Below are 12522 nucleotides of genomic sequence, written 5' to 3'. Positions count from 1 at the left end.
AATCCCTCACAAGTATCATACAATCCCATAACTGGGGAAGGGTCAATCATTATCTGTGAAGGTGAAAGAAAGAAAGTTTCGCCTCTATACTTTTTTAGTGCATCTACTTGAATAAGTAGAAGATTAATATTTTCGTCTTTGATGGTCTCTACTATGAGTATTGACATCATTCGGTCACGAACCTTGTATCAAGGAGGTCATAGACTACATGTTGAGATATGCGTTCATACCTCGTTTTGCTAGTTTTGAGAAGATATAGGAGCCTTGTTTATTCTTGTTGGTGCTGAAGTTGCGGCTGTCGAAGGTGTACCAGCCTTCTGATCGCTAATCTACAAAAGGAAGAGCTTTTATGGGTTTGATGTCCCTTGCTGAGACTCCATATTCAATCATTTGTTGCTATACATCATTTTATATGTTAACACCGTTAACAACCTGCACAGCAATCTCAGTTGCTTATCTGAGTTCCATATGAATTCCATAATTCCTGATATCCTCTTTTTGGAATTGGGCAATTGACAGAAGTTGTAACGTGTCAGGTATATTGGAATTAAATGAATCGTTCCTGCAAAGGATTATATATTTTCGGCATCATCTAAGTATAATTTTATAAGTGTGTGAATTATGGCAGAGAATACTTACAGTCTGGTCATCAATGACAAAAACGGGCGGAAGGAGCAGATAGAGCTTTCCCGCTTTGAGATGGATGAAAAATATCATCGCTTTGTCAGACATATAGCTGCTTACCTTGTAGACAAAGGATATGAGGTCAAAAGCAGCACGGATATCAAAAACCCGGTGCAGGGTTCACGCCGACTCTTCTACGAACTCTCTTACAGGTCAAAGACAACAACAGGTTTGTTCAGGAAAAAGACCGAATACGGGAAGATGCACACTTTCTGGGTGGGTCATGATAAAGGCAAACCGGCACTTAATGAGGTCATTTTCAAGATCGATGGTAAGCAGATCGCTGCTAATTCTGCATTGAAAGCGGTCTATCAAATGGCAGAGAACAGGGAATGAGGATCATTACCCTTTAATTATCCATCTTTTTCGATCTTGTCCTTACATATTGAAGACCTGAAAATGCCGAAAGGCTTGTATATTATCCTCAAAATGCTGACATGCTGCATCATATCTTCCCCATGAGCAGGCATTCCCCAGGATTATGTTCTTCAGCACTATGTCGGGGTGAAGGTCACGTTCTTGTGTTTCAATGAAAGGTTGTACATCATATGTGGTCAGCGCAGATGTTCTTTGTCCTTTTCGATATTCATCGATCCTGTTGTATAGTTCCTGTTCGGTCCTGATGGGTTTTTCGTTCATGCAGAGTTGTAGGTTTTCAGCATATATGCTGATGTGCCGAGTACGGTGAAAGTGATTAATGGAAAATTCGAATTTTGATAGTTTTAGAGATCCTTGACTATAAGGGAAAGGAAATTTGTCTTACTGTAAGGTTTACGCTGTGATGATCTTATGTTTTACGTTACAGGTCTGGAAGTTGTGTCCGTCTTTTTTGTGCAAACCATATTTTCCTGATCAATTGTAGTGACCAGTTTCTCCGCCTTGGAACAAAATCAAAAAAACTATATAGTGGGCGTGATCAGAATTACTTATAGAATAACAAAATTACAAAGAGGTCAGAAAATGTGGTGGTACACTAAACTATTTGGCAGTATTATTACTGCACTTCTAATAATATCCATCTTTTCAACAATTGGATTTGCAGAAGCAAATGTTGTGCTATATGATGGAGATGCTCGCAAGTTCACGGATGCACCGGATGTGATCGCCTATACGAACACGGAACATACGGCGCCTCCTTCAGAGTTCGAGATAACGACGTCAGGGGCCACATGGCCATCCGGTCCAATATGGAGGCATGATAATGTCATAGCTTTGATGGATCCTTCCGGATGGATCGAAGCAAAGACGACTGTTGCAACCGATACTGTTGGTCTTCAGTTCTGGGGTGATACAAATGATGGCTGGGCTCGTGTTCTTGTGGATGGCTCAGAGGTTTGGACAGGAAGTGTTTACGGTTCAGATGTCAATTACCCCGGAGGTGCCTTTGTCAAGTATCTGGAGATATCAGGTCTTGAAAGAAGTACACATACCATCCGTGTAGAATGTATGGGTATAAAAGGTGCCGGTGGCGGGGATGATGTGCTTGTCTCTTTCTTTGGGCTTGAAGAAACGTCTGGAACAACAACATCCTCTACTGCAAAAGGACTTGTAGCCCATTATACCTTTGATAATAACTACGCTGATTCATCACCTTACAATAATCATGGAACTCCAAAAGGGAACATGGCTTTCACCTCCGGTGTGGTAGGAACTTCCGCGGCTAGTTTTGATGGCAAGAGCCATGTAGAAGTGCAGGATAGCGATTCCCTTGACCTTACAGATGATTTTACTTTCTCTGTATGGCTTAACAAAGAGGATGCAGGAGTCGGTGGATGGGCTGTTGTCTTCTCAAAGGGAGATACTTCCTCTACATCTGCCAGTAACAGTCCTTACGCACTGCTTCATGCCAGTGGGATCCATCCAGGTGTAAGGGTTGCCGGTCAGATCGTCTCTTCAAACATAAATACAAATTTCAATGAATGGTATTTCGTTACTGTTACAAAAGAGGGATCCGGGCTTAAGTTCTATGTCAATGGAGAGCTCAAGGACACAAAAACAGCGTCATCTTCAATTCCGGAATCTGACACTGACCTTCTCATAGGGATCGATCCTCCCGGAGCAACTGAATACTTTAGAGGCTCAATGGATGACCTCAGGATCTATAATTATGCCCTTTCCCAGAGTGAGATAAATGATCTCTATGAAAGCGGGGACATAACTCCAGCTACTGATGATGTTGGATCTCAGACGACAGCCGGATTCTCCGGTCTGGTATTTGAATCCCGCAGCAGGCCAACTGGAAGTAGTGTACAGATCCCATTGACACTGAGCGGGGTCGATGAAGGTATCGGGAATATGGATCTCACTTTGAATTATGATCCTTCTGTTCTTGAAGCTACAGAGGTGATAAAAGGCGGTCTTACCACAGATTCCCTGTTCGACTCTAATATCATTGACGGGACCATTAAGATAAGCCTGGCTGACAAGAACGGGTTCAGTGGAGATGGTACCATCGCCTACGTGCGTTTCGACGTAATTGGTGCTGAAGGTTCGTCCTCTGACCTTGAAATTACAAAGATATCTGCTAACAGGGCATCAGACCTTTCAACCATCAGCATTCCTTCAAAAGACGGTGTATTCAAAGTCGTAAGTATGGATGATGGACTGGGTGATGCAGATGGTGATGAAACACTTACCGCTCTTGATGCGCTCTATGCTCTTCAGATGGCAGTTGACAAGATCCCTGATGACATGACACTGGATATGAATGGGGATGGCCAGATATCTTCCATCGATGCCAGGAAGATACTGAGAATTGCAACCGGGCTGGAGTAGATCCCATGGAAAACGGTAGAAAAACGGTATCAATGGTATTCAGGTCCATTACATTTCTTTTGGTGATCCTGATAATTGGAGTGGTGTCAGCTGCATCCACTCCTACAACTTTTGATGTTCAGGATCCATCAGGAAATTTTAATGTCAGATTCACTTTTCCAAACGGCGAGGGTATAAATGCTGAATACGGATACAAGATCGATGGTATTGATCAGGATTTTGTTAAGATCAATATAAAAGATGAGAGTTCTTTAAGGGACTGGGAATCCATGGGTAGCGTGGATGCAGAGATCGAAGTGACTGGTGTCAAGGGGAAAGAGTGGAGAAGTTATTACAGGCATGATATGTTGGATAGTGAATTTAATGGTGGGACATTAAAACAATTATGGGATGATACAACAACAATAAGCCGTGCTCTCTGGTGGAAAACGAACCCCACTGTTGAATCAGGTAAATATTATTTCATAGAGGCTGATCCTGCATCAGGAACATCAACTTTAGCATTTATTTTAATGCCTACTAAAGATGAAATAGATACTGAAAAAGATACTTTACAACTGCTGTATGAGCCTCCTTTCCCATATCTTGCAGAAACAGAAAGACTCAGTTCTCCTGATGATATAAAAGGTGGAGAATTAAGGGCCATTCTAACAGATGATAATGGAAAAGCTATCTCAGGTGAAATAGTTCATTTCTACATTAAGAAGGGGTCAACTCTTCATGGAACTATTGTTGAACCGAGAATGGGTCCGACATCCCAGCCATGGAAGGATATTCATCCATTTCTGGAAGATGCAGACCTATTTTCTTACGTCGGGTATGCAACAACAGATAGTGAAGGCATTGCACGCTTAAACTATATTTTGAGGGGATTAATGCGCTCCGATGTACTTGCTGATAGACTCATGACAAATGGGGGCAGGGTAGAAGGAACTGTAAAGGCAGTTGTAGTCGAAAAAGAGACTGTAAAGGGTAATGATTCCTGGGAACAGGTATGGAAGGTTCAAAAATCAGCTACTGTGCCGGTTGAATTTGAATACCTGGCACAGGTTGTGGACATATGGGGGAAAGGTGTACCTGATTCTCCTCCAGCCGGGCAGCTCCAGTATGTAGTCTCAGGTCCCGGACAGGTAAGGGTGCACAGATCACTGATAACTCCGATCCGTGGTACTGATCAGTCTGTAAGTGAAGGATTTGAATTGATGCCGGGGGATATTATCAATATAGATGGGGACACCGGTGTTGAGGTAGCATGGGTAAATGGGGATCGTATTCGAATGATCGTTCCTAAATATGTTGGCGTTAAAGAGGATCAACCTGTCCAGAGCGTCAATATGCTCTTATGCTCGGATGCATATCAATCAAATTTTTACACAGATTATGAAAAGCTATCAAAAGCCTTTGCTGGGGTCGTTTATGAGGAAGGCACAAAGACTCTGATCGATACTGGTAAGAGTCTTGTTCCGGGTGCAGAAGCATTGTCTACAGGTTATTCTCATATAATAAACATCATAGAAAGATCAGATGAGGACTATGGAAAAATAGACCTTAGTAAATACTCGATAGTGACAAAGATCCGTGTCAGATCAAAAATAATTGTTGATGCAACTGGTGAAAATACAGATATTTATGTGATCGAGGGAAATCCTGACATATTAACTGTGAAAGGTGACGAGGTCACCTTAACTGAAGGACAAATGGTTTCCATTTCAGATGATGGGACCATGAGTGAGGTTCAACCTTTCGATACTGAAAGCGCATTGAACGAATTTTATGAGACAACTTCAGATACACCGGCTGTAAATGGTCTCGTATTCGAATCTCGCAGCAAACCGGCAGGAAGCAGTATTCAGATCCCATTGACATTGAATGGGGTCAATGAGAATGTCGGGAACATGGATCTGACACTAAATTATGATTCTTCTGTTCTTGAAGCCACGGAAGTTATCAAAGGTGGCCTTACTACAGATTCCCTGTTCGATCACAACATTATTGACGGAACCATAAAGATAAGTCTGGCTGATAAGCAGGGTTTCAGTGGGGATGGTTCTATCGCTTACGTGAAGTTTGATGTTGTCGGTGCTGAAGGCTCATCTTCTGACCTTGAGATCACTGCTATGACAGCGAACAGGGCAGACAATTATGAAACCATCGACATAGAAACACATGATGGTCTTTTCAATGTAATTAGCATGGAAGAAGGCATGGGTGACTCTGATGGGGATGGAGTTTACACGGCACTGGATGCACTCTATGCTCTTCAGATGGCAGTTGACAAGATACCAAGGGATCCTGTCATGGACGTAAATGAAGATGGGAGTGTAACATCCCTGGATGCAAGGAATATTCTGAAAATTACAGTTGGAGATTAATAACAAAAAGGAGTTGAAATGATGAGAAAGATTTTGGTACTTATTGGATTGTTGTTCCTGACCTCATTTGCTTCGGCGAGTACTGTGACGGTCAGTGTTAGTGATGTATCAGGAGGTAGCGGAGCAACTGTAGAGGTCCCTATCGATCTGACAGATGCAACGGATATCGGAAGTATGGACATTCGTATGAGCTATGATGGTGATGTTTTGCAGGCTATGGGTGTCGATACAGGTGAACTCGGAGGAAATGCGTATATCGAGTCAAACACAGCTTCTGATGGTGTGGTCTTCATAGCATTGGCGGATGCATCAGGGATCAGTGGTACTGGTACTGTTGCTGTTGTGTCTTTTGAGGTGCTTGGTGATACCGGTTCAACAAGTTCTCTGGCGCTAGAGGATGTTTCAGTACATGATATTGAAAGGGTGGAAGTTATTACAACAACCGAGGATGGAACCTTCAGTGTTACTGATGAGGCAAAAGGTGCTGGCTATGCGTCTGCATCCCTGCTTGCTGCAGGCGCGATTCTAATGGCTCTGTTCTTTATTAAGAGACGCAGGTAAAAAGAGGGATAGAAATGAAAAAAATACTCGTTATTTCATTTCTACTTTTTTCCCTTCTAGCAGCACCAGCAAGCGCTGACCTCTTTGCAGATATGAAACAGAAGGTAAGCAACTACAACCAGAATGTGGACGAAGTACCTGATTCCCTGAAAAGTCTTCTTGGAAATGAAGAGATATACGGGATGATCGACCAGAACGATGGGAGTACTCTGGAAGTTAAAGTCGTTACCAGAGATGCAAAGGTTATCGAGTTCTCAAAACTGGGAACAAAGATTCCTATCGGGAAAGGCGATAGTAATGGTGACAGTAAATTGACTGCATTGGACGCCCTGTCTGCATTGCAGATGGGAGTTGGAAAGCTGGAACAGGACAATGTTCTTGATGTGGATGAAAGTGGTGAGGTAGCATCCCTGGATGCAAGGATCATATTGCAGAACGCGGTTGGCCTGAGTTCTGAAATAGACCCGTCCATTATTATCACTACCAATGAAGATACCATGAATGACCTGATGAACTCACAAGAACCTCTTGATGTGTTTTTAGATTCATACGATAGTGGTGACATTACTATAGAAGGCGTGGGTTTTGGAAAAAGCATCACCATTATGGTTGGGAAAATTGCAGTTAGGATCTCTCAGTTCCTTGGAATATTGTAAGTATTCTCTCAATATTCATCTTTTTATTAGTACTAAGAGTGATATCATAATGTAGGATATCAAGGTCCTTCATTTTGTAAAGATCTCATATTGCATATTGAAACCCCCGGTCTGGAAATTTCCTGCTCACTTGTTTCTGTTCCTCTCTGCGTTTCTGATCGGATGGTTCAAGAACTATTATTATGTTATGGGTCCATAATGAATATATGATCAGGAGTGGATCATCATGACCAAAATAGCTTATCTTTACGTACTTGACACTATGGCTGATTGGGAATCAGGTTTCCTTATAGCTGAACTGAATACAGGTCGCGCTTTCCGGAAGGATGCTGAAAAGTATACTGTAAGAACAGTGGGCATCACAAAGGAACCTGTTGTCACCATGGGTGGGGTACGCATTCTTCCGGATACCGGCATCGATGAGCTGACAACTGCTGATGCAGGTGTACTTATCCTGCCGGGTGGTGATACATGGCTTGAGGATATTCATAACCCTCTGATGGAAAAGGTACAGGAATTCCTGGATGCCGGTATCCTCGTGGCAGCCATCTGCGGTGCAACGATGGGACTTGCCAGAGCAGGGCTACTTGATAACAGACCCCATACCAGCAATGATCTGGAATTCCTGAAGTCTGTCTGTCCGAACTACACAGGGGATAAGTTCTATCGTCATGAAGATGGCATCCTTGGTGGCAATATCATAACTGCTTCAGGAATCGCTCCGCTGGAATTCACACGTGAGGTTCTAAAAGAGCTTGATGTCCTTTCTCCTGAGACGCTTGAGGCATGGTATAAGCTGTATGCCACGCACGAGTCACAGTACTTCTATGAGTTGATGGGGTCACTGGGAGAATGATCGTATTGAATAATCGTTTTCCCCCATTCTATATTTTCGATATGATCACTCATCCACATAGAACCCGGAACCCACAAGATACGTCTCATTGCCGATATCGACTCTCTTGATGAAAGTATTCTTCAGTGATGGTTCAGTCTCGCCGGGCTTTGGCCAGTAGTAGTCCACCCATCCCTCACTTTCCTCACTAAGAGCGGTCTCGATAAAGATTCTGCCTATAGGTTTACCGTTGAAATCCTCAAGTTCTGTCATATTCTGGCCTTCGCCACTAACATCGGGAGGATACACAATACGTATCCCGTCGGTCTTCCATATAAATATGTAGGAGTCGTTATGGAACCATTTGCTGTCGCTCTCCCTGAGCTCAGGGAATGCAAGCTCTCCTTTTTCATCCATCAGGTCGATAGCGGCATTGACCTGTGATATGGCATATTCTTCCAGCGTGGGTGATTCCATCTGTTCTCCTGAGGTTTTATTTGCCTCATCTTCCACTGTGCAAATGGACGAACCATCCGGTTCCACACAGCCGATAGCTGTCATTAGTAGTACGGTCGTTAACAGCACAGTAAGTATGATCTTCAGATAACCCATATTTGCTCCCATTTTCTGATAGTTAAAAGATGGATGTGCAGTGTATATTTACGTTTTGTTTCAGGTGCACATGTCTATCTGACCTTGTGGTGGGCTGTTACTGTCAAAGGTATCTCACCAAAGCTATTAATTATACGATCGACAGATATTTATCAGGAGTATATCAGTGGGTCTGCCATCCGGCTGAGGGGTATAGGACCACTGGTCAGGTAAGTGGGCTGAAGGGGTGATTTCTCATTTCCGGTATAAATGACATTGAAGGCTTCCACAGGAAAATACTGAACAGTATATGGATCGGAGTCTGGGCTGTCGACAGGAATGAGAATATAACATTTTTCAATAAAGGGATGGAGTATATCTTCAGAACTTCCGGTGACAGGGTTCTGGGCACCAATGTTCTGCAATATATAAAGGAACAGAGCATGCGTGACCAGAAACATTTCTGCGAGTTGTTCTGCCGGGTTAAAAGAACACTCAAACCTGCCCCCTATGATTCCCTTTCAATGATCACAAGGAATGGAAGCCTGACCTATCAGAGTGGTGTTCTTGTACCTTTGATTGATGACATGGGCAACTATGATGGGATGGTTGGTACTGTAGAGGATATTACGGAAAGAAAGCTTATTGAGAAGCAGACACTGGATTACCTCAAAACGGAGAAAGAGCTGGAGAATATCTATAAGAGCAGTCCTGTGATCGCTTTCCTGTGGCTTGCCGGGGATAACAGGCCGGTGGAATATGTGTCGGACAATATACATCAGTTCGGTTACATACCTGAGGACTTCACATCCGGGAAAATGGATTATTCTGACATGATCTATCCTGATGACCTTGGACCCCTTATGTTCCATATTCGAAAACATGAGGCAGAAGGTAACGATTACTTCTCCCAGCAGTATCGTATACTTACAAAAAAAGGTAATGTCCGCTGGGTCAGCGAAAGGTCACTTATCGTGCGTGATGAGAATGATGTCCCTGCTTACCATCAGGGTATAGTGGTCGACATAACGGTACAGAAAAGATCTCACGAGGCATTGCTTGAAGCCGAGAAGAAATACCGCCTGATATTTGAGAACTCTCCCCTGGGTATATTTGATTTTGATAAGGAAGGCATTGTCAGGCACTGCAACGATAGCCTGATAAAGATACTCGGCCTGCCAAAGGAGGAGATAATCGGTTTCAATCTTATGACATCACTTCGGGATGAAAAGATGAAAGCTGCCTTTGAGTCGGTACTTTCAAAGAATTCAGGTTATTATGAGGGAGAGTACAGATCGACAACAGTTGACAAGACCACACCGATCAGGGCATGTTATAGTCCGAATATCTCGGAGGCAGGTTCGATAGTTGGTGGTATTGGGATAATCGAGGATATTACGGAACGTAAAAAAGCTGAGGAAGCCCTTAAGGAATATACTCAGGAACTGGCAAGGGCAAACGAGGAATTGAAATCCCTTGACCGAATGAAGGATGAGTTCCTTTCCAATGTAAGCCATGAACTGAACACTCCCATTGTTTCAATAAAAGGATATTCCACTCTTGTCTGTGACGGGACCCTCGGTGACATAAATGATAAACAAAAGGATGCCCTGATGGTTGTTCTACGCAATACCCAGAGGCTTATACATGTGGTCAATTCACTGCTGTACATCAGTATGATCCAGACCGGATCCTTAGAATGTCGGTTCGAGGATGTCAGCATTTCGGATATCATTGACAATGTTACGGATGATATGATGCCACTGATCAGGCAGAAGGGTCTTTCCCTTCAGAAAGATATTCCTGCCGATCTTCCTTCTGTAAGAGGGGACAGGGAAAAACTGGCACTTCTTTTCACAGACCTGCTGGACAATGCCATCAAGTTCAATGATCCTGACGGGCAGATCATACTTGAAGCAGAAGAGGAAAGACAGGAAGGGAAAGAAGAACAAGGTACTATCCACATAAGGATCACTGATACCGGCATCGGTATCCCTGAAGAACTTATTCCGAAGATCTTCCAGCGTTTCTACCAGGTAGATTCATCGGCCAAGCGTAAATATGGAGGAACCGGACTGGGTCTCTATGTCTCAAAGAGTATTGTAGATGAACATAAAGGCCGGATATGGATCGAGAGTGAAAAGGATGCTGGCACTACTGTTCATGTGATGTTGCCGGAGGCCTGAATGTCGGAATATCCATAAGATTCGTAAGTTCAGGTATATCAGGATACAGAAGTTTCGATATGTTCATGAATGACTCATTTGATTTTGTGTTCCTGTCGATTATATCCGATAGATTTAATGATTTTTGTCGACTATATTCGACAAAATATGCTTATTTTATCGAATATAGTCGACGAATATATAAAGAAAAAGCTTGTAATTATTTCTTGTGGCTACAAGGGAGAAACTGAAAAATGCCATTGTCGAATGGCAGGAAAGAGAATTACCGCCGTTGCAGGAACGCCGATATGAAGTGAATATCGAAGCACCGCATGTGAACGACATAGTAGGCGTAAGAAGGTGTGGCAAGACATACTACATGTACCAGTTGATATCAGAATTGCTTGAAAGCGGTGTTCCAAAAAGCAATATATTGTATCTCAATCTCGATGATGACAGGTTACAACCTTTGTCAGGGGATGAATTACAATTATTGATTGGTACTCTCAGGGAAATGCAGGAGATATCGGAAAATGACCGATTGTACTTGTTCCTGGATGAGATACAGAATTTTCCCTCATGGGAAAGGTGGATCAAAGGTATCTACGACAGGAAAGAGAATGTTAAGATAGTGATAAGCGGCTCGAATGCATCCCTGCTCTCGCAGGATATCTCAAGACTTCTCACAGGCAGGCATCTGAGCACAAGTATGTTCCCTTTCAGTTTTGCAGAATTCCTCGAATACCATTCCATAGATTACGATATGAAGTCCCTGCCGTATTCTGAGAAAAGAACAGATATCAAGCGTAAGTTCAACGAGTACCTTAAGAACGGCGGATTCCCCGAGACTGTATTCTACCCATCGGTTCAGCATCATGAGCTGTTACAGTCATATTTTGATGATATCATCTACAGGGATATCATTTCAAGATATGGCATACGCAATCCTGTGATATTCAAGGATCTGGCGCTTTTCTGTATATCGAACATTGCGAAGCCGCATACCTATAACTCTCTCAGAAGGTTGTTTGCCAACTACTCTTCAATAAGCACTGATACGCTGATAACTTACCTTGCATACCTTCAGGATGCCTTTTTGCTTTTCAGCGTCAGTCACTATGACGAGTCCCTGAAACAGCAACTGAACAAACCCCGGAAATTGTATTGTATTGATACAGGAATGATAACCGCAGTTTCTTTCAAACTCTCCTCCGATATCGGTAGATTGTATGAGAATATGGTTTTCATCCGGCTTCTGCGCTCCGGCAGCGAGATATACTACTGGCAGGACCAGAAAGGCCTCGAGGTTGATTTCGTAACAAAGGAAGGACTTGAACCAACCCATCTGATACAGGTATGCTTCGATCTCTCAGACCCGGATACGAGAGAGCGTGAGATTAACGGTCTACTCGCCGGGATGAAGAACTTCAGGATGAACGAGGGTATCATCATAACATCGGATGACTTTGGCGAGGAGATTGTTGAGGGTAAAGTAGTGAAGTATGTGCCGTTGTGGTATTGGTTGCTGGAACAATAGCTCAGTAGTGAATATAATGTTATAACAATTTAAAAAACAAAAAAGAACTCCCGGATCATTTCGAGAGTCCGCCGACATCATCGAACTCCATGTCTTCGAGGTCGGCTTTTAATTTATCGAGGTCTTCCCGGGAAATAGAGCCTACTTCCCCGGAAGTGTTCGAAGCATTCGCTTCTGTCATATCCCCGGTTGCAGAAGCTGTTGCTTCGGTTGTTTCTGGTGTTCCTGTATCCACACCTTCATCCCCGATCTGTTCATCAGTATTCGTTTTGTCCTTTCCGGCACAGCCGGCGGCCAGAAGGAGGCAGAGGACCACAAGTCCTGTTAGCAATATTCTCTTGTTCAT

At 43.2% G+C, this 12522-nt stretch carries 11 protein-coding genes; 8 read left to right on the top strand and 3 right to left on the bottom strand.

The annotated features are described in order from the left end of the window. Positions 1-621 precede the first annotated feature (621 nt). Complete coding sequence (locus tag V7O63_RS12420) at positions 622-1020, top strand: hypothetical protein (protein WP_340818863.1); 399 nt, start codon at positions 622-624, stop codon at positions 1018-1020. 42 nt (positions 1021-1062) lie between these two features. On the opposite strand, the gene V7O63_RS12415 is transcribed toward V7O63_RS12420, so the two are convergent. Continuing rightward, complete coding sequence (locus V7O63_RS12415; RefSeq protein WP_340818862.1) at positions 1063-1323, bottom strand: hypothetical protein; 261 nt, start codon at positions 1321-1323, stop codon at positions 1063-1065. A 321-nt stretch (positions 1324-1644) separates the two neighbouring features. Between V7O63_RS12415 and V7O63_RS12410 the strand changes: the two genes are divergently transcribed. The 5 genes from V7O63_RS12410 (at position 1645) to V7O63_RS12390 (ending at position 7904) form a co-directional block, all read left to right on the top strand. Further along, positions 1645-3459 (top strand): LamG-like jellyroll fold domain-containing protein, encoded by a 1815-nt coding sequence (locus V7O63_RS12410; RefSeq protein WP_340818861.1) that lies wholly within the window; start codon positions 1645-1647, stop codon positions 3457-3459. Between the two features lie 5 nt (positions 3460-3464). After that, positions 3465-5831, top strand: a complete 2367-nt coding sequence (locus tag V7O63_RS12405; RefSeq protein ID WP_340818860.1) for a cohesin domain-containing protein — start codon at positions 3465-3467, stop codon at positions 5829-5831. A gap of 21 nt (positions 5832-5852) precedes the next feature. Further along, the gene (locus V7O63_RS12400) at positions 5853-6392 is read left to right on the top strand and encodes a cohesin domain-containing protein (RefSeq protein WP_340818859.1); all 540 of its coding nucleotides are present in this window, start codon (positions 5853-5855) and stop codon (positions 6390-6392) included. 14 nt (positions 6393-6406) lie between these two features. Continuing rightward, positions 6407-7048, top strand: coding sequence for a hypothetical protein (locus V7O63_RS12395; protein ID WP_340818858.1), 642 nt, complete (start codon positions 6407-6409; stop codon positions 7046-7048). A 226-nt stretch (positions 7049-7274) separates the two neighbouring features. Further along, positions 7275-7904 (top strand): type 1 glutamine amidotransferase family protein, encoded by a 630-nt coding sequence (locus V7O63_RS12390; RefSeq protein WP_340818857.1) that lies wholly within the window; start codon positions 7275-7277, stop codon positions 7902-7904. 45 nt (positions 7905-7949) lie between these two features. On the opposite strand, the gene V7O63_RS12385 is transcribed toward V7O63_RS12390, so the two are convergent. Next, positions 7950-8495 carry a cache domain-containing protein gene (locus V7O63_RS12385; RefSeq protein ID WP_340818856.1) on the bottom strand — a complete coding sequence of 182 codons (546 nt, stop codon included), beginning with the start codon at positions 8493-8495 and terminating at the stop codon, positions 7950-7952. A gap of 236 nt (positions 8496-8731) precedes the next feature. Between V7O63_RS12385 and V7O63_RS12380 the strand changes: the two genes are divergently transcribed. Then, on the top strand, positions 8732-10660 hold the full coding sequence (locus V7O63_RS12380; protein ID WP_340820847.1) for a PAS domain S-box protein: 1929 nt from the start codon (positions 8732-8734) through the stop codon (positions 10658-10660). Between the two features lie 208 nt (positions 10661-10868). Beyond that, complete coding sequence (locus V7O63_RS12375; RefSeq protein WP_340818855.1) at positions 10869-12176, top strand: ATP-binding protein; 1308 nt, start codon at positions 10869-10871, stop codon at positions 12174-12176. Positions 12177-12231: 55 nt separating this feature from the next. Here the strand turns inward: V7O63_RS12375 and V7O63_RS12370 are convergent, their stop codons facing one another. After that, a complete protein-coding gene (locus tag V7O63_RS12370) occupies positions 12232-12522 on the bottom strand; it encodes a hypothetical protein (protein ID WP_340818854.1) in 291 nt (96 codons plus the stop codon).

Origin of the sequence: Methanolobus sp. WCC4 (assembly GCF_038022665.1) — an archaeon.
GTDB lineage: Archaea > Halobacteriota > Methanosarcinia > Methanosarcinales > Methanosarcinaceae > Methanolobus.
The sequence above is the reverse complement of the archived record's forward strand: the minus strand, read 5'-3'. Positions and strand labels throughout refer to the sequence as shown.